The sequence below is a fragment of the Luteimonas flava genome (assembly GCF_036584485.1).
Taxonomy (GTDB): domain Bacteria; phylum Pseudomonadota; class Gammaproteobacteria; order Xanthomonadales; family Xanthomonadaceae; genus Luteimonas; species Luteimonas flava.
In genome coordinates, this window is the sequence record NZ_JAZHBM010000003.1 from 244,893 (window position 1) to 263,437 (window position 18,545).

Below are 18,545 nucleotides of genomic sequence, written 5' to 3' on the forward strand. Positions count from 1 at the left end.
GCTCCTTGTCCGTCTCTGCGATCCCCGGGGTCGTCCCATGCGCCATCCGTGTATGACCTGTGGGGCCTGTTGCAGTCACTACCGGGTGTCCATGCACTGGATGGAGACCGACGCCGCCGGCGGCGTCGTGCCGCACGCGCTCACCGAGACCTTCGGTCCGCACCAGGTCGTGATGCGCGGCACCTGGGAATCGAAGCCGCGCTGCGTGGCGCTCGACGCCGAGATCGGCACGTCATCGCGCTGCACGATCCACGCCGTGCGGCCGCAGGCCTGTCGCGATGTGCAGGCGTCCTGGGAATTCGGCGAGGCCAGTCCGCAATGCGATCGCGCGCGCCGTGCGCACGGCTTGCCGGTGCTGCGCGCGGCGGACTGGGTGCCTGCGATCGAGATGGTGCTGGTCGATGCGAACGCGCCGGCGGCGTCGTTCGGTGGAGTCCCGACTGCACAGGCAGGCATAGCGCCCGGCGTGTAGGTCCATCCCCGCGAGGCCGCGTCCGGCTGCGCGTGCTTGTCCGGCGGCGATGGGTCGTGTTGCGCGCCACCCATCGGGCGGAGACGCGCCGACGCCTCAGACCGGATTGGCATCCAGGAACGTGCGGATCGCCGGCACCAGCACCGTGTGCTTGTCTTCGAGCACGTAATGCCCCGCATCCTCGAACGCCATGACCTCGGCCTGCGGCAACGCCGCGCGGAAGCCGGCGAGGAAATGGTGGTCGAACACGAAATCCTTGAGTCCCCAGCCGATGAAGGCCGGACGGTCGGCGTAGGCGGGCAGCCGCTGGCCGGCCGCCTCCAGCAGCGGCCAGGCGCGATCCTTCGGGCCGAGCGGGATGTCCTGCATGAAACGCACGGTGCTGATGCGGTTGGCCCAGCTGTCGTAGGGCGCGACGTAGGCGCGGCGCACGTCGGCCGGCATGCGGGTTTCGACGCCCTGCCACGAGGCACCCGCGGAGAACGCATTGAAGCCGCGGATGATCCACTCGCCGACGGTGTAGTCGCGCCCCAGCGCGATCTGCCACGGCATCGGCTTGTCGGTCGGCAGCGGGAACGCGGCTGTATTGGTGATGACCAACCGCTTGACCTGTGGCATGTGCTCCAGCGCCCAGCCGAAACCGATCATGCCGCCCCAGTCGTGCACCGCCAGCGTCACCGGGCCGTCGATGCCGAGATGGGCGAGCAGGGCGCCAAGATCCTCGACGCGCGACGCCAGGGTGTAGTCGTATCGGGGCAACGCACCGGGCGCGTCGTCGGGCTTGTCCGACCAGCCCATGCCGACGTGGTCCGGCACGATGCAGCGGTAGCGGTCGCGCAGGCCGAGCACCAGATGGCGCCAGTAGTAACTCCACGACGGATTGCCGTGCAGCATCAGCACGATCTCGCCGTCGCGCGGGCCCTCGTCGAGGTAGTGCATCTGCACGCCGGGACGCGCTTCGAATCGGTGACCGTCGAACGGATAATCGGGAAGCTGCACGGCGACAAGGACCAGGGGATGCGATGAATACGACACATTGTAGTCAACGGATGCGGACGGGCCCGGAACCGGCCGACCCGGGGTCTTCACAGCGCTGAAGCTGGGGTGCACTGTGTGCGCTGGGAGACTGTAGGCCGTGCGCCAACGGCGTATGCTGGAAAGATGAATACGAGTGCACGCAAGCTGGGTGCAGGTCCCGACGACCTGCGTCATTTCCTGCGCGCCGGGACCTCGGACCTGCATGCAAGTGTCGATGCATGTTTCGCCGATGGTCTCGGTACGCCGCTCGCGTACGCGCGGTATCTGGTCGGCATGCATCGCTTTGCTGCGGACTACGAAATCGTCATCGGTGGTCTGCCGCGCGCGTCGTACTGGCTCGCGAACGATCTGCGCGATCTGGCGTTGACGCCGCTGCCGCCGTCCGGTGTGCGCGGCTTCGCGAGCGAAGCCGACGAGCGTCTGGGCTGGGACTACGTGATGTCCGGCAGCAGCCTGGGCGCACGCTATCTGTTGCGCGGCGTGCAGGCGATGGGCCACACCGGAGACACCGGTGCCCGGTTTCTCACGCGCCATGCGGCGGGCGACGAGTGGCGCAACGTGCTCGACCGCCTCGATGCGCGTTCGGCGCATGTCGAGCGGCCCCGTACCCATCTGTTGCAGGGCGCGCGCGATGCCTTCCTGCTGGTCCAGTCGTGTTTCCAGCGCGGCTTCAACGCGATCCCCGCCCCCTCTCAGGAGCCTGTTGCATGAATCCAGCGCTCGAACGCGCACTCCAGGAATGCGCCAACGAACCGATCCATCTGTCGGGTGCGATCCAGCCGCACGGCTACCTGATCAGCTGCCAGTTGCCCGACTGGACGATCCGCCACGTCTCGGCGAACGTCGAGGCGCTGACCGGTGCGACGCCCGAGGAAATGCTGCGGCATTCGCTGCGCGAGTTCCTCACCGACGACCTGATCCAGGCGATCGCCGAGACGATCGGCTTCGGTGAGCCCGGCTCGCCGCCGCAACGCGCGGCCGTGGGCAACATCGGGCCGATGGCGAACCTGTGCGACATCAGCGTCCACGTCGCCGATGGTCTGGTGCACATCGAAGTCGAACCGCAGCCGCGCAGCGCCGGCGAGCGTTCGCCGACCGTGGTCGCGCAGACGATGATCGCGCGCGTCGCCGGCAGCGAGGACATCGACGATTTCAACCAGCGCGTCGCCGAGCAGGTGCGTCTGCTGACCGGCTACGACCGCGTCATGGTCTACCGCTTCCGCCACGACGATGCCGGCGAGGTGATCGCCGAGTCGCGCGATTCCGCGCTGCCGGCGTATCTGGGCCTGCGCTATCCGCAGTCCGACATTCCGGTGCAGGCGCGCACGCTGTATCTGCGCAACCGCATCCGCGTGATTCCCGACGCGACCTACACGCCGGTGCCGATCCTGCCCGATCGCGACAGCCGCGGCGGTGCACTCGATCTCGCACAGATGGCGCTGCGCAGCGTGTCGCCGGTGCATCTGGAATACCTCGCCAACATGGGCGTGATCGCGTCGATGTCGATCTCGATCGTGTCCGGTGGACGTTTGTGGGGCCTGATCGCCTGCCATCACCGCACGCCGCGCCGGGTACCGCCGGGCGTGCGCGCCGCAGCGGACCTGTTCGGCCTGTTCGTGTCGATGCGCGTCGCCTCGCGCGAGCAGCAGGATGCGGTCGCACTCGAAGAAGGCGCACGCAGCGTGCGCGATACGCTCGCGCTGCGCCTCGACAATGCGGTCGACCCGCGCCTGGCCTTGCAGGGTGAGCTGGATCTGCTCAATCGCGCGATCGACAGCGACGGCGTCGGCCTCGTACAGGCCGGCCATTGGTACAGCGCCGGCCGTGCGCCCGACGAGTCGCGCCTGCCGGGCCTGCTCGACTGGCTGCGCCGGTCGAATACCGGCACTGGCGCGGTCAGCACCGAGCGTGCGGCCGACTGGAGCAACAGCGCCGACGAAGCCGACGGCATCGCCGGTGTGCTCGCGCTGCCGCTGGATCTCGCACGCGACGAATGGCTGTTCTTCTTCCGCTGCGAGCAGGTGGAAGAAGTGCGCTGGGCCGGCAGTCCGGACGAGCCGTTCCTGGTGGATCACGACGGCAGCAAGATCGGTCCGCGCGCGAGCTTCTCGGCGTGGCACGAGACCGTGCGCGGCAGCGGTGCGCCCTGGAGCGACGCCGATCGCCGCATCGTCGGCCGTTTGCACATGATGCTGCGCGAGCGCTATCGCCGCGGTGCCCTGCACGCCGAACTGGGCGACATCCGCGCGCGCCGCGTGCGTCTGGACGTGCGCGAACAACAGACACGTCTGATGCAGCTCTCCGAACTGCTCGAAGGCCTGGTGCACGTCAGCCCGCAGGAAGCGACGCAGCTGTCGGATCGCATCAACAAGCTCGAAAGCGATCTGCAGTCGATGATCGGCACGGTCAACGTGGCCAACGCCGACTGATCGCGGCGTCCAGCGTCGGAATACGAAAAAAGCGCCCTCGGGCGCTTTTTTCGTTGCGGCGGTGTCGTCGATCAGGCCGACGTCAGACCGTGTGCGCCGCGCACCTGCTGGATGCGGGCCAGCACGTCCGCGTCCACGCCATCGCGCTCTGCGCGGTCGAGGATGTTGCCGAGCACGCGCTGCTCTTCGGCGTCGATCACCTCGTCGCGCAACGCGAGCCCGAGCAGATGCTCGAGTTCGTCCAGCGACAGGCGACCGTCGTCGGTGAAGGCCGGAATCGCGGCCAGCGCAAGTTGCAGGTGATCGGGAAGTCGGTGCGGCATCGGGCGTCCTTGCGATGGCGGTGGATCAGCGCAGCGTATCGCTTACCACTCGACCTCGGCCATCGTGCAGTTCAGACCCGAGCCGATGCCCAGCAACGCGATGCGGTCGCCCTTCTTCAGGCGTCCGAGTTCCTTGAGCTTGCTCAGCACGATCGGCACCGAGGCCGGACCGATGTTGCCGTGCTCGCCGAAGATCGTGTGGACCTTGGTGGGGTCGATGCCGAAGGACTGGATGAAGGCGCCGGTGTGCACCTTGCTGACCTGGTGGATCACGAACTGGTCCAGCTCGTCGACCACCCAGCCCATCGCCTCACGCGCGGCGACGAAGGTCTTCTGCGCGAGCTTCATGCCTTCCATCAGCAGCATGCGGGTGTCGGTGACCATGCGGTCGAGATTGCCGCGGCACAGGGTGTTCCACTCGGTCGCCGAACGCGTCACGCCGCCCTTGTAGCGCGGGGCATCGGGCAGCAGGTCGGCGCGTGCGAGCACCATTGCCGCCGAGCCGCAGCCCAGGGTCAGCGTGGCCAGCTCGTTGCGGAAGTCCTCTTCTGTCGTCTCCGGACGCAGCAGACGCTCGATGGTCTTCTCGTAGGCGAGGTTCGCGGTTTCACCGTCGACGATCAGCGCGTAATCGATCTCGCCCAGCTCGATCATGCGGCTGGCGACGTCCATGCCGTTGACGAACGCGAGGCACGCGTTCGCCAGGTCGTAGTTCTGGCAGGTGTCCGGAATGCCGAGGTTGCCGCCGACGATGCTGGCGGTGGACGGCTCGAGGTAATCGCGGCTCACCGAGGTGTTGACCAGCAGGCCGAGCTTGCCGACTTCGATCCCGGCATCGTCCAGCGCCTTGCGGCCGGCCATCGTCGCGGCGTCCGAGGCCTGTACCTCGTCGTCCCACAGGCGCCGGGCATGGATGCCTGCGATGTCCTTGAGCACGTCGGTCTTGATGCCGAGGCGGTCGATGGTCGGCTTCAGCCTTGCATTGATGTCGTCGCTGGTCACGCGGTTCGGCGCATCGACATGGGCGAGGCCGGCGATGGCGACGTTCTTGAAGAGCATGGGCTGGGCGCCGGATCTGGCAAAGGAGCCGCATAGGTTACCCGCTTCGGCGGGGTGACGCATGACGGGGGGATCACGCAAAACCCGGTGCACGCCGCGGCGCGACGGGTTTCGTGCCGGTTCCACGCCATTCGCGGCGTCCGCGTGGAACCGGATCGGCGCCTGCTCAGCCCGGCGGCGTGGCGCCCAGCAGATCCAGCGTCGTGCGCAGCATCGCGCGCACGCCGACCGCCAGCGCGGCCTCGTCGGGCGCGTAATGCGGCGAGTGGTTGATCGGCATCGTCGCCGGATCCTGGCCCGCGGGCGTGGTGCCGACGAAGAAATACGCGCCGGGCACGACGTTGGCGAACTGCGAGAAATCCTCGGCCACGGTCACCAATGGCATCTCGATGACGTTGTCGGCACCGACCGCGGCCTGCAGCGACGGCAGCACGCGGCGCGCGAGTTCGGGATCGTTGACCGTGGCCGGTGCGTTGTTGACGACGTCGAGCTTCGCGGTCGCGCCGGCGGCATGTGCGTAGTCGGTGGCGATCCGGTCGAAGCGTGTGATGACGTCCGCGCGTACGGCGTCGTCGTAGGTGCGCAGCGTGCCGACCAGACGCGCGTCGTCGGGAATGATGTTGAAGCGCACGCCGCTCTGGAACTGGCCGGCGGTCAGCACCACCGGCGCGTTCACCGTGTTGATCTGCCGCGCGAGCATGCTCTGCGTCGCCAGCAGCACCTGCGCGCCGACCGTGATCGGGTCGACGCCATCCCAAGGCCGCGAGCCATGCGTCTGCTTGCCGGTGATCGTCAGCGACCATTCGTCGGCGCTGGCCAGCGAGGGTCCGCTGCGGAAACCGATCTGGCCGGTCTGCAGACCAGCCCACACGTGCAGGCCGAGAATCGCGTCCGGCTTCGCATCATCGAACACGCCTTCGTCGAGCATGCGCCTGGCGCCGAAGACTTCGCCGGGCTCCGGCGGCCCTTCCTCGGCGGGCTGGAAGATGAAGACCACTTCGCCGGCGAGCTGCTCGCGCATGCCGGCCAGCGCTTCGGCCACGCCCATCAGGATCGCGACGTGCATGTCGTGGCCGCAGGCGTGCATCACACCGACCTCCTGCCCGCGATAGGTCGCACGCGCGGTCGAGGCGAACGGCAGGCCGGTCTGTTCGGTGACCGGCAGCGCGTCCATGTCGGCGCGCAGCGCGATGCGGGGGCCGGGCCTGGCGCCCTTGAGCACGGCGACGACACCGGTCGGTCCGATGCCGGTCCGAGGTTGGAGACCGAGGCTGCGCAGATGCGTCGCGACCACGTCAGCGGTGCGCGTTTCCTGGTTGCCGAGTTCGGGGTGCTGGTGCAGATCGCGGCGCCAGTCGACGAGCTTCTGCGTCAGTGCTGCATCGGGCGCGGCCGTCGCAGCCGGAGCGGCGCATGCCAGCGCGAGTGCGAGACCGAGCGGCAGCGACTGGAATCGGATGCGCATGGGGGCGGTCCAGAAGGGAGGCCCGACATGCTAGCGCCTGCGGCGCATGCCGCAGGCGAGTGGCGATGCAGACACGCGCGACGGACCCGCCGCCGCGCGTGTCGCGATGGGCTTACAGGCCCGAGTAGGTCGCGATGACGCTGACGCCCTGGTAGCCGCCGGTGCCGCCGACGACGCGCACGAAGTAGCTGTCGTTGAGCGGAATCGTCACCTGCACGCTCTGCGTGGTGCCCGGACGCGACGAGGTCAACGCGGCGTTGCTGCCGTCAAGCGCCGGCGATCGTCCGACACGTGCGAGCAGCTTGGCCTGGCCGCGACCGCCGTAGGTGCGGATCTGCAGGTTGCGCGCGCCGGCCGGCACGTCGATGCGGTACAGCGTGCCGGCACCCTGGGCTGCGGACATGCCGTTGACCGCCACCGCCTTGGCCATGCGGATCGCCGTCGGCTCGTCGCCGCCGGCCGCATTGCCGGCACCGCGCGCGGCGGCCTTGGCGGCATCGAGAATGCCCACGCCGATCTGGCGCAGCGGGCGCACCGGGAAATCGCGCGAGGTCTGGGTCAGGATTTCGCGCATCTCCTGCGGCGTCGGCACCGGACGTCCGGCCTGCATCGCCGCGCTGATCACCAGCGCCGCGACACCGGCCACGTGCGGGGCCGCCATCGAGGTGCCGGCCTGGCCGACGTAGGCCGACTCGCCCGGCGTGGTCAGGCCGCGGTTGCCTGCCGACCAAACGAAACCGGTGCGCGCCGTCGGGCCGCTGGTGCCGTCGTTCGGATACACGCCGCCACCCGGCGCCGACAGCGCGATGTTGGCGCCGAAGTTCGAGTACACCGCACGCGCGCCGGTGATGCCGGTCGCGGCCACGTTGATGACGCCCGGGCAGCTGGCCGGGGTGAACGAGGACGCATCACTGTTGCTGTTGCCGGCCGCGACGACGACGGTCGTGCCGCGCTGGCGGGCCGAGGCGATCGCCTGGCCGTAGGCGCTGTCGGCGTCGCAGACGCCGAAGCCGCCGAGGCTCATGTTGATGATCTCGGCGGGATTCTGGTTGGCCGGCACGCCCGGCACGCTGCCGCCCGATGCCCAGACGATCGCGTCCGAGATGTCGGCCGTGGTGCCGCCGCAGTGGCCGAGCACGCGCACCGGCAACACCTTCGCGTCGGGGGCGACGCCGGCCATGCCGACACCGTTGCCGGTGATCTGCGCGATCGTGCCGGCGACATGGCTGCCGTGCCAGCTGCTGTTGGTCTGCTGGCCGGGGAACACGCAACCGCCGTTTTCGGCCAGGAAGCGGTCTTCGGTATTCCAGTCACCGGTGTCCCAGCCGCCGGGTGCGCGGCCGTCGGTGGCGCGGCCGGAGTTGAGTGCGTTGCTGATGAAGTCGTAGCCGGCGTCGGCCAGCGAGGTGTCGAGATCGGGGTGGGCCAGGATGCCGGTATCGAGCACCGCGACCACCACGCCTGCGCCGCGGCCGTACTGCCAGGCGTTGAGCACGTCGATGCCGCCGCGGTTCGGGTAGCCCGGATCCGGGGCCAGCGTTTCGAGCGTGCCGTCGGGTGCGCGGAAATGCCACTGGACTTCGAAGCCGGGATCGTTCGGCGTCGCCGCCGTCGCGGCAGGCACGGTGCGCAGCCGTTGCCAGTAGCGGTTGGGTTCGACGTGCGCGACCGAGGGATCGGCCGCGAGCGTGCGCATCAGCGTGTCGAGTTCGCCATCGGACAGGCGGCGGTCGGGCCGCACCAGATCGGCGCCGATCGCGAGACGACGCGTGGAGGCGAGTGCCGGCGCGGCGGCGCGATGGGTGGCGTTGAACCGCGAGGCCGTCGCCGGCGCGCGCAGGATGCGCTGCATCGTCGCCGCGCCGGTGGTCGCGCTGCGACGTTCGGCGGTGCCGGCCTTGTAGGTCACCAGCAGGCCGTCGTAGACGACGCGCGGCGCTTCGGGATCGGCGGTGGACATCACCGACAGCGGCGCAACGGGCGACGCGGCCAGGGCAGGTGCGACGACGGCGCCGAGCGCGGCGGCCAGCAGGCCACGGCGGAGAACACGGGAAGACAGGGACATGGGTGCGATTCCTGGAAGATGGGATGGAAGAAACGAGGGGCCTGTCGTCACCAGCTGAAGCCGCCGCCGACGCCGACCGAACTTTCGGAGCCGGACATCGAGCCGCCGATCGACACGCTGGCGCGGTTGTCGCGGAACGCACGCTGGTAGCCGATCGCCAGCGCTTCTTCGCCGCCCTGCTGGCCGACGCCCACGCCGATGCGGTTGGCGCCGGACAGGCCCGCGCTGTTGACCGCCATCTGCGACATCGCCGTGCCCATCGCGCCGATCTTGTCGACACGACGATCGACCCGCTGGAAGCGGTCATCGACGCTGGTGCGGAAGGCGTCGAAATCGCTGCGGTTGAGCGCGCGTGCGAACACGTCGTCGGTGTAGCTGCGCGCGCTGTTGAGCGTGGCCGTGTCGCCCGCGGTGGCGTGCGCCTTCGCGTCGGCGAGCGTGCGGGTGTCGCCGGCATCGGCGTAGGTGCGGCTGGCGGTGGCGCTGCTCTGCACCTGGCCGACCGTCGCCGCATCGCTCGCCGCCACGCCGTCGGCGACGTGGGTCACGCGGCGCTGGTTGCCCGCGCTGCCCACCGACACCGTGTTCGCCGCATCGGCGACCGAACCCTGGCCGATCGCGACCGACCCGTCGGCGCTCGCGACCGCGCCGGCGCCGATCGCGGTGCCGCCGCTGCCGGCCTGCGCATTGCTGCCGACCGCGGTGCTGTTCGCCGTGGTGGCGACACTGCCGCTGCCGATCGCCAGACCATCGCCGCTGCCGACGGGCACGGCGCCGCCGGTGCCGATCGCATCGAAACGTGCGCGGATCGCGTCGAACTGGCTGTCGACGGCGCCGAAGGCATCGCCGACCGAGCCGAAGCTGCTGCCCTGGATCGTGTACGACGGACCGGCGAAACCCGTCGCCGTCATCGCCGCGCCGCCGCCCAGCGCCTGCGCGAATGCGGTGCCGACGCCGAACACCTGGCCACCGTTGACCGCATCCAGGCTGCCGCTCACGAGCGCGCCATCGGCGACGTTCCGCAGCGTCGTGCCGCCTGCGCCGGCGAACGTCACCGTATCCTTGCTGGCGACGTCGTCGTACTTCACCGCCGCGGCATCGAGCGCGCCGACATCGCCGCCGACGGTCGCGATCGCGGTGTCGAGCTGGCCCTTGTTGACCGCATCGGTGGCGAACACGCCATCGGCCACGTTGACCAGCTGGCGCTCGCTGCCGACATCGCCGATCGACACGACGTTGTCGCGATCGGCCACGGACGCCGCACCGAGCGCGACGCTGTTGATCGCGGTCGCGCTGGCGTTGTAACCGAGCGCCAAGCTGTTCTCCTCCAGCGCGAATGCGCCGCTGCCGAGCGCGGTGGCGCCGATGCCCCAGGCGGCCGAGGTCGCGCCGACGGCCGTCGCGTATTCGGCGCTGGCGTAGCTGCCCGAGCCGATCGCGCTCGCATCGGTGGCCAGCGCGAGTGCGTTGGCGCCCGCCGCGAGGCTGCGCGTCGCGTCCGCATGGCTGTCGAAGCCGATCGCGGTCGCGTAATCCGACAGCGCCCAGGAAGCCGCGCCGACCGTGGTGCTGCCGAGGCCGTTGGCCTGGGTCGGCACGCCGGCGTTGCTGGCGCCGATCGCGACGCTCTGCTGGCCGGCGGCGAGCGCGCCGTCGCCCATCGCGATGCCACCATTGCCCGGTGCGCGTGCATCGCTGCCGAGCGCGATGCCCGCAAATCCGGTTGCGTTGGCATACGCGCCCATGCTCATCGCGCCGAAACCGGCGGCCTGCGCGCCATAGCCGATGGCGATGGCTTCGACCTCCGACGCGAACGCAGCGCGGCCCACGGCGATCGCACCGGCCGCGTCCGAAAATGCAGTCGCGCCGACGGCGACGGCATCGTTGGCGGTCGCGCGCGACGACCAGCCCAGCGCCGTCGACGTCCCGCCGCTGGCTTCGGTCGCCGCGCCGAGCGCGATCGCACCGAAACCGGTGGCCTGCGCACCGTCGGACTCGCCGAAATCGCTGCCGAAGAACGTGCCGCCGATGGCGATCGCGCCGGTGGAACTGGCCAGCGCGCTGTCGCCCATGGCGATGGACGCCGAACTGGTGGAGCGGGCGCGACTGCCGATCGCGACGGCGTCGCCGCCGCTCGCATCGGCGCGCGGACCGGCCGCGATGGAACGCGCGCCTGCGGCGCTGGCGACATCGCTGCCGTCACCCGCGCCATTGGCGGAGAAGTAGGCCTGCGCTTCGCTGCCAGCCGCGATCACCGCGTCGAGCTGGCGCTTGTTGACGGCGTCGGTCGCATCCACGCCATCGGCGAGATTCACCAGCTGGCGTTCGCCATCGACGCTGCCGATGGAGACGACGTTGTCGCGATCGGCGACGGATGCCGCACCGAGCGCGACGCTATTGATGGCGGTCGCGCTGGCGTTGTAACCGAGCGCCAGGCTGTTCTCCTCCAGCGCGAATGCGCCGCTGCCGAGCGCGGTCGCACCTACACCCCACGCAGCCGAGGTCGCGCCGACGGCCGTCGCGTACTCGGCGCTGGCGTAGCTGCCCGAGCCGATCGCGCTCGCATCGGTGGCCAGCGCGAGTGCGTTGGCGCCCGCCGCGAGGCTGCGCGTCGCGTCCGCATGGCTGTCGAAGCCGATCGCGGTCGCGTAGTCCGACAGTGCCCACGAGGCGGCGCCGACCGTGGTGCTGCCGAGGCCGTTGGCCTGGGTCGGCACGCCGGCATTGCTGGCGCCGATCGCGACGCTCTGCTGGCCGGCAGCGAGTGCGCCGTCGCCCATCGCGATGCCACCGTTGCCCGGTGCGCGCGCATCGCTGCCGAGCGCGATGCCCGCGAATCCGGTCGCGTTCGCGTACGCGCCCATGCTCATCGCACCAAAACCGGTAGCCTGCGCGCCGTAGCCGATGGCGATGGCTTCGACCTCGGATGCGAACGCGGCGCGGCCCACGGCGATCGCACCGGCGGCGTCCGAAAATGCGGTCGCGCCGACGGCGACGGCATCGTTGGCCGTCGCACGCGATGACCAGCCCAGCGCCGTCGACGTCCCGCCGCTGGCTTCGGTCGCCGCGCCGAGCGCGATCGCACCGAAAGCGGTGGCCTGCGCGCCGTCGGACTCGCCGAAATCGCTGCCGAAGAACGTGCCGCCGATGGCGATCGCGCCGGTGGAACTGGCCAGCGCGCTGTCGCCCATGGCGATGGCCGCCGAACTGGTGGAGCGGGCGCGACTGCCGATCGCGACGGCATCGCCGCCACTCGCATCGGCGCGCGGACCGGCTGCGATGGAGCGTGCGCCGGTGGCGCTGGCATCGTCGCTGCCGTCCTGTGCGCCGTTGACGGCGAAGTAGTACGCGGCCGCATCCAGCGAATAGGCCGCAACGACGCGGTCGTACTCGGCTGCATTCACATCGGCATCGGCGTCGGCGTCGGGATCGGCGGCCTCGGACGTCGCGGTGTCGCGCGCCTCGTCGGCGGGCACTGCGTCGGATGCGGCGCTCGCGACGGGCGCGGGCGCTGCCTGCGGCGCGGCGAAGGCATGACCCGACAGGGCCAGCAGCAGGGCCGCTGACAGCAGACCAGGGCGCAACGTGCGCCGGGCGATGGGGCGGGAAGAAGGAGTGCGCGGCGTGGACATCGTCTGGCTTCCGGTTGCGGCGGGATGACGGCGCCGTGACAGGCGCTGGGTTTCCGATCTAAGCCGGTGCGATGCCCGTCGCTCAATGCACCGGAACTCTCCGCCGACTTACACTCGACTCTCATCTGCAGACGGGGCATCGGCCCCGGGACACGTCAGCCGCATGTCGCACGCGTCGCCCCTCGTCGCCCCCGGCCGTCGCCTGGCGGCATGGCTGCGCCGGGTGCCGATCTCCGATCCGGTCGACCGCCGCAATGCGCCGGCGTTGCAGGTGCTGCTGCTGTTCCTCGGTATCGAGATTCCGCTCAACAAGGGCTATCACCTGCTCAGCGGGCACGTGTCGATGACCGGCCCGCGGCTGTTCGTGGATCTGGGCACCGACGTCGCGATCGCCGGCGCGGCGTTCTTCGCGGTCTGGATGATCCGGCGCGGTCGCCTGCGCCAGGGCATCGCCGCATTCCTGACGATCCTGATGAGCTGCGCGGTCGCGGCGAACATCGCGTTCGGCTACCAGCTGCAGGCCTTCGATCCGTATCCGATGGTGATGCTGACCACGGCGGCGCTGGTGATCGGGCGCCGCGCGCTGTGGATCGTCTACGCCTGTATTCCGGTGGTGTTCGCACTGGGCATGGCCAGCCCGTGGGGCCTGGGTCCGGCGCGCAGCGGCAGCGCGTTCCAGAACCTGCCGTCGCTGGCCTTCAGTTACCTGATGATCGCCATCGTGCTCGACCGCACCGTGGCCGCGCTGCGCGAAACCCTGTGGAAGGCGCAACGCAGCGCCCAGCAGCTGCGCGAGCAGATGATCGAACGCGAGCGCATGCGCGAACGCATGCTGCACATGCAGAAGATCGAATCGGTGGGCCATCTGGCCAGCGGCGTGTCGCACGATTTCAACAACGTGCTCGGCGCGATCGTCGGCTACACCGCCGAGCGGCACCGCCTGGACGAACTCGATTTCGATCCCGAACCCGACGCGCGCCGCATGGGCGACGCGTTGGAGGGCATCGAACTCGCCGCGCAGCGCGGCATCGCGCTCAGCCGCAAGCTGCTGAGCTTCAGCCGGCGCGAACTCGCGGTGCCGGCGCGCTTCGACGCGGCGCAGGCGCTCGCCGATCTGGTGCCGATGCTGCGGCAGCTGTTCGACGGCCGCGTCGACGTCGTACTCGACCTGCCCGACACGCCGGTGCCGGTGTTCCTCGACCGCAGCCAGCTCGATCTGGTGATGCTCAACTTCGCCGCCAACGCGCGCGATGCGATGCCCGGCGGCGGGCGTTTCGGCGTCACCCTGCGCGACACCGGTGACGGCTGGGCGCGCATCGTCGTCACCGACACCGGCCAGGGCATGCCGCCCGAGGTGATGCGCCAGGCCTTCGAGCCGTTCTTCACCACCAAGCCCGCCGGTGAGGGCACGGGCCTGGGGCTGGCCGTGGCGCGGGAAATGACGCAGGAAGCAGGCGGCACGCTGACGGTCGACAGCACGCCCGGCCACGGCACGCGCTTCACCCTGCAACTGCCGCGCGTGATCTGAGCGCCTGTTCGAGGGCCGTCGCGAGCGACCGGGTTCCGGGCGGGCTCAGCCGCCCGGGCGCAGCACGTAGCCTTCGCCGCGCACCGCGTCCAGCGGCAGCGCCAGTCCGGTGCGGTCGAGCACCTTGCGCCGCAAGCGGTGCAGCAGCACGTCGAGCCGGTGCGGATCGGCGCCGCTTTCATCGCGTGCACGACCGGGCGCGGCGTCGAGCATGGCCTCGCGCGTGACCAGCCGGTCGCGCTGCGCCCACAGCATCTGCAGCACGTGGCGCTCCGAGCCGGTGAGCGCCATCGACTGGCCGTTCGGCGCGAACAGGCACCAGCCGTCGGGCTGCAGTTGCCAGCCCTCGTCGGCCACCTGCGGCGTGCGCGACAGCCGCCGCGCGAGACTGAAGATCGTCGCGGCGAGGATGTCGATCTCGACCGGCTTGACCAGATACGCATCCGCGCCGCCGCTCAGGCCGCGCAGCCGGTCGGGCGGCTCGCCGCGTCCACTGAGGATCACGATGCCCAGTCCCGGATGCGCGGCCTGCAGCGACTGGGTCACGGTGAAGCCGTCGCTGTCGGGCAGGCCGATGTCGAGCACCACGATGTCGACCGGCGCCTGCGGCAACAGCGCCGCGAGCGCGGCGGCGGTACGCAGCGGGCGCACGTCGAGGCCGTGCCGGCGCAGCCCGGGCACCAGCACGCGATCACGCAGGACGTCGTCGTCCTCGAGCAGGGCGACGCACAGGGGACGGTCCGCGCCGCCATGGTCTGGCGATGGATCGGTGGGCATGGACGGCGGCGGGACGGGCGGTGCGATGGCGATGTTCCGGAGTGCGGGCGGCCGGATCGGCCGCCCTTGCAGCGACGTCAGCTTGTGCCCGCGCCTGCGTGCTGGCAAGCGTACGCACGCACGCGGCAGTGGGATGCACACGCGCGCACGTGCCGTGATCGGCCGTTCGACACCGCAGGAAAACTATCGTCTGAAACTCGCAGCGGCGACTTTTTCCGCGGTGTCCTTCGCGCACACTGCCTCCCGCAACTCGGGAGGGCCGATGCGCAGCAAACTGTTCGTGCCGGGCGTGCGCCCGGACCTGTTCGGCAAGGCCTGGAACGGCCAGGCCGATGCGGTCTCGTTCGATCTCGAGGACGCCGTCGCCGATGCGCGCAAGGCCGAGGCGCGTGCCAACATCGCCGCGTTCCTGCAGGCGCAGACACGCGGTGCGGGCGCGCCATTGGCGATCGTGCGGACCAATGCACCGGACTCGCCCGAATACGAAGCCGACCTCGCCGCCGTGCTGCCGGCCAGGCCTGATCTGGTCAACCTGCCCAAGACCGACAGCGCCGACGACGTCCGCGTCGCGGTCGCGCGGATCGAAGCGCAGGAAGCCGCGCTCGGCCTCGCGCCATCGGTCGGTCTGCTGCTCAACATCGAAACGCCGCGTGCGTTGCGCAACGCCGCCGCGATCGCCACCGCGCATCCGCGCGTGGCCGGCCTGCAGCTGGGCCTCGGTGATCTGTTCGAACCCGGCGGCATCCACCGCGTGCCGGCGCACGTGCAGGCGGTGATGCTGCAGGTCGCGCTGGCCGCGGCCGAAGCCGGCGTGTTCGCCTGCGATGGTGCCTGGGCCGACCTCGCCGACGATGCCGGTTTCGAGCGCGAGGCACACCTTGCGCGGCAGCTGGGCTTCGTCGGCAAGAGCTGCATCCATCCACGCCAGGTGCCGCTGGCGCATGCGGTGTTCGCCGTCGATGCCGACGAGCTGGCCCGTGCCCGACGCATCGTCGACGGCGCCGCCGATGCACGCCGCGAAGGACGCGCGGTCTGCGTCGTCGACGGCCGCATGATCGATGCGCCCTATCTGCGCCGCGCCGAACGCGTGCTGGCCCAAGGCCGGCGCGACGCGCGCGCCGACGGGGCATCGCCGACATGAGTCTTCGCGTCCCGACGGCACGCCGCGAGCTCGCGCGCACGCCCGACACCGGAATCACCCGCATGCCGAATCCCTTCCTGCGCCGTCTGCTGCAGACCGCGACCCTGCTGTGCCTGTCGCTGCTCGCGCCGCTGGTCGCCCAGGCGCAGAGCCTGACGACCGTCGACGGTCGCGATCTGCCCGCGCTGCCGTCTCCCGCGAACGTGCAGGCGCTGTTCGTGCTCGATGACCAGCCGCTGGTGCTCGCCGCCGATCGCGCGTGGGTGCTCGCGCAGGACGGCACGGCCTGGCGTCCGCTCGCGATGCCCGATGCACTCCTGGGCGCGTCCATCGTGTCGAGCGCCACCGGCGCGGGCCGCGCGTTCGTGCTGGCGGGCGCCGATGGGCGTGTCACGCGACCGGTCGCACTCACGTGGCGCGGCGACGCACTCGTCGCGCAGCCGTTGGCCGAGTTGCCCGAAACGTTGCAGCAGCCGCAGGCCGCGGTCCTCGGCGACACGCTCTACGTCGCCGGCCTTGCCCCCGACGGCAGCGCGCGCCTCGTGACGCTGGCGCTGGGCGCAGCGCCGGACGCTGTGACCTGGCGCGCGATGGATGTCTGGCCCGGCGGGGCCGCGCCGGTGACGCTGGCCGCGCAACGCGCGGGCTTGTATCTGACCAGCGCCGACGGCCACATGCGCCGCTGGGTCGCCGATGGTGGATGGAGCGATCGTGGCCGTGTGCCGGGTGCGGTGCAGGCGGGTGTCGCCCGGTCCATCGGCCAGGCGCACATCCTGTACCTCGTGCGGGGCGCGCCCGGCGCGGCGGCGGATCTGCGGCTGTTCCACACCATCACCGATTCCTGGGCATCGCTGCCGGCGACGCTGTCGGGCGATCCGCGTCTGGCCACCGGCTGGCGCAACGGCCTGCTGTGGGCCGCCGGCGACGGCGCGCAGCTGCGCCTGCACAGCGAAACCCTGCGCTCGGGCCAGCATCTGCTGCACTGGATCGACTGGCTGGTGATCGTGGTCTATCTAGTCGCGATGCTCGGCATCGGCGGCTATTTCTATCTGCGCGGCCAGAAGGGATCGGAAGCCGAGTTCTTCATGGGCGGCCGCAGCATCCCGTTCTGGGCCGCGGGCGTGAGCCTCTACGCGACCAACACCAGCTCGATCAGCTTCATCGCCATTCCCGCCAAGGCCTACGAGACCAACTGGCAGTACCTGACCAACAATCTGGTGGCGGTGCTGGGCCTGATGTTCGTCGCGGTGTGGATCGTGCCGCTGCTGCGCCGGCTGGATCTGATGTCGGTGTTCTCGTATCTGGAGACGCGCTTCCATCCGGCGATCCGCATGCTCGCCAGCGCGCTGGCGATCCTGATGCAGATCGGCAGCCGGCTCAGCGTGATCCTGTTCCTGCCCGCGCTGGCGATCGCCACGATCACCGGCCTCGATGTGGTGTGGAGCATCATGATCATGGGCGGCTTCACCATCATCTACACCGTGATGGGCGGCATGCGCGCGGTGGTGTGGACCGACTTCGTGCAGGTGTTCGTGAAGATGGGGGGCGCGGTGTTCGCGATCATCTTCATCCTGATGTCGCTGGGCAGCGATCTCGACGCGGTGCGCGAAGCGGTCGTCGTGCAGGACAAGACCAAGCTGCTCGACTTCAGTTTCGATCTCACCAAGGCGACGGTCTGGGGCTTCATCTTTCTCGTCGTGTTCGACGTCGTGCTGACCTTCCCCAAGGACCAGGTGCTGATGCAGCGCACGCTGGCGACCAAGTCCGACAAGGAGGCCGGTCGCTCGATCTGGGTGTTTGCCGCGATCATGATTCCCGGCGGGTTCGTGTTCTATTCCATCGGCACCGCGCTGTGGATGTATTACCGGCAGAATCCCGAACGGCTCGATCCGCTGCTGCCGATCGACGCGACGTTCCCGCTCTTCATCGCCGCCGAGCTGCCGGTCGGCGTGACCGGCCTGATCATCGCCGGCATCTTCGCCGCTGCGATGTCGACGCTGTCGAGCATCATCAACAGTGTCGCGACGCTGCTGTCGGTGGACTTCTACGACCGCCTCGCGAAGACGCCGACCGAGCGCGGCAGCGTGCGCTTCGCCGAATGGATGACCGTCGTCGTCGGCCTGATCGGCATGGGGCTGGCGCTGCTGCTGTCGCGCTTCGACATCCATTCGCTGTTCGACGTGTCGATCGAACTGGCCGGCCTACTGGGCGGTGGCTTCGCCGGTGCGTACACGCTGGGCATGTTCACCCGTCGCGCGAACTCGCAGGGCGTGGCGATCGGCATCGGCGGGGCGATCGTGCTGACCACCCTGGCGTGGTCGTTCGACCTCGTGCACCCGTACTTCTATCTCGGCATCTCGATCATGTTGTGCATCGTGATCGGCTATCTGGCGAGCCTGCTGTTCCCGCCGACGCAGCGCTCGCTCGAAGGCCTGACGATCCACGACCGCAAGACGCCGATCGAAGCCGTCTGAGCACGACCCCTGCCGTCCGGCAGGGGCGCAGCGCCGACGGCCGGGCTACTGTCGCGCCACGCCCGGTCCACGGCCGTCCATCGACGGCCCCGCGCGCACCGCCAGGTCATGCGAAGGAGCGCATGCCGCCGGCACGGAGACG

13 protein-coding genes are annotated in these 18,545 nt (G+C 70.1%); 6 read left to right on the top strand and 7 right to left on the bottom strand.

Annotated features, from left to right (window positions below; all coding sequences use genetic code 11):
- Positions 1-37: 37 nt before the first annotated feature.
- Positions 38-472 (top strand): YkgJ family cysteine cluster protein, encoded by a 435-nt coding sequence (locus tag V3391_RS13560; protein WP_332078966.1) that lies wholly within the window; start codon positions 38-40, stop codon positions 470-472.
- Between the two features lie 96 nt (positions 473-568).
- Here V3391_RS13560 and V3391_RS13565 read toward each other — a convergent pair whose 3' ends face one another.
- Entirely contained in the window at positions 569-1,471 is a 903-nt protein-coding gene (locus V3391_RS13565; protein ID WP_332078967.1) for an alpha/beta fold hydrolase, read from the bottom strand.
- A 162-nt stretch (positions 1,472-1,633) separates the two neighbouring features.
- On the opposite strand from V3391_RS13565, the gene V3391_RS13570 reads away from it, so the two are divergent.
- Positions 1,634-2,221, top strand: coding sequence for a biliverdin-producing heme oxygenase (locus V3391_RS13570; RefSeq protein WP_332078968.1), 588 nt, complete (start codon positions 1,634-1,636; stop codon positions 2,219-2,221).
- A complete protein-coding gene (locus V3391_RS13575) occupies positions 2,218-3,939 on the top strand; it encodes a GAF domain-containing protein (protein ID WP_332078969.1) in 1,722 nt (573 codons plus the stop codon). Before V3391_RS13570 ends, V3391_RS13575 begins: the two co-directional genes overlap by 4 nt.
- 71 nt (positions 3,940-4,010) lie before the next feature.
- Here the strand turns inward: V3391_RS13575 and V3391_RS13580 are convergent, their stop codons facing one another.
- From V3391_RS13580 to V3391_RS13600, 5 genes are all read right to left on the bottom strand, one after another.
- On the bottom strand, positions 4,011-4,262 hold the full coding sequence (locus V3391_RS13580) for a hypothetical protein (protein ID WP_332078970.1): 252 nt from the start codon (positions 4,260-4,262) through the stop codon (positions 4,011-4,013).
- Positions 4,263-4,304: 42 nt separating this feature from the next.
- Positions 4,305-5,321 carry a 3-oxoacyl-ACP synthase III gene (locus tag V3391_RS13585; RefSeq protein WP_332078971.1) on the bottom strand — a complete coding sequence of 339 codons (1,017 nt, stop codon included), beginning with the start codon at positions 5,319-5,321 and terminating at the stop codon, positions 4,305-4,307.
- 166 nt (positions 5,322-5,487) lie between these two features.
- Complete coding sequence (locus V3391_RS13590) at positions 5,488-6,786, bottom strand: amidohydrolase (protein ID WP_332078972.1); 1,299 nt, start codon at positions 6,784-6,786, stop codon at positions 5,488-5,490.
- Between the two features lie 112 nt (positions 6,787-6,898).
- Positions 6,899-8,851 (bottom strand): S8 family serine peptidase, encoded by a 1,953-nt coding sequence (locus V3391_RS13595; protein WP_332078973.1) that lies wholly within the window; start codon positions 8,849-8,851, stop codon positions 6,899-6,901.
- 47 nt (positions 8,852-8,898) lie between these two features.
- Positions 8,899-12,483: a YadA-like family protein gene (locus V3391_RS13600; RefSeq protein WP_332078974.1), complete on the bottom strand. Its 3,585-nt coding sequence runs from the start codon at positions 12,481-12,483 to the stop codon at positions 8,899-8,901.
- Between the two features lie 163 nt (positions 12,484-12,646).
- Here V3391_RS13600 and V3391_RS13605 point away from each other — a divergent pair, with 163 nt between their 5' ends.
- On the top strand, positions 12,647-14,011 hold the full coding sequence (locus V3391_RS13605; RefSeq protein WP_332078975.1) for a sensor histidine kinase: 1,365 nt from the start codon (positions 12,647-12,649) through the stop codon (positions 14,009-14,011).
- A gap of 45 nt (positions 14,012-14,056) precedes the next feature.
- Here V3391_RS13605 and V3391_RS13610 read toward each other — a convergent pair whose 3' ends face one another.
- Positions 14,057-14,788 carry a response regulator transcription factor gene (locus V3391_RS13610; protein WP_332078977.1) on the bottom strand — a complete coding sequence of 244 codons (732 nt, stop codon included), beginning with the start codon at positions 14,786-14,788 and terminating at the stop codon, positions 14,057-14,059.
- A 262-nt stretch (positions 14,789-15,050) separates the two neighbouring features.
- Here V3391_RS13610 and V3391_RS13615 point away from each other — a divergent pair, with 262 nt between their 5' ends.
- Entirely contained in the window at positions 15,051-15,929 is an 879-nt protein-coding gene (locus V3391_RS13615; protein WP_332078979.1) for an HpcH/HpaI aldolase/citrate lyase family protein, read from the top strand.
- Positions 15,926-18,403, top strand: a complete 2,478-nt coding sequence (locus tag V3391_RS13620; RefSeq protein WP_332078980.1) for a sodium:solute symporter — start codon at positions 15,926-15,928, stop codon at positions 18,401-18,403. Before V3391_RS13615 ends, V3391_RS13620 begins: the two co-directional genes overlap by 4 nt.
- Positions 18,404-18,545: the final 142 nt, after the last annotated feature.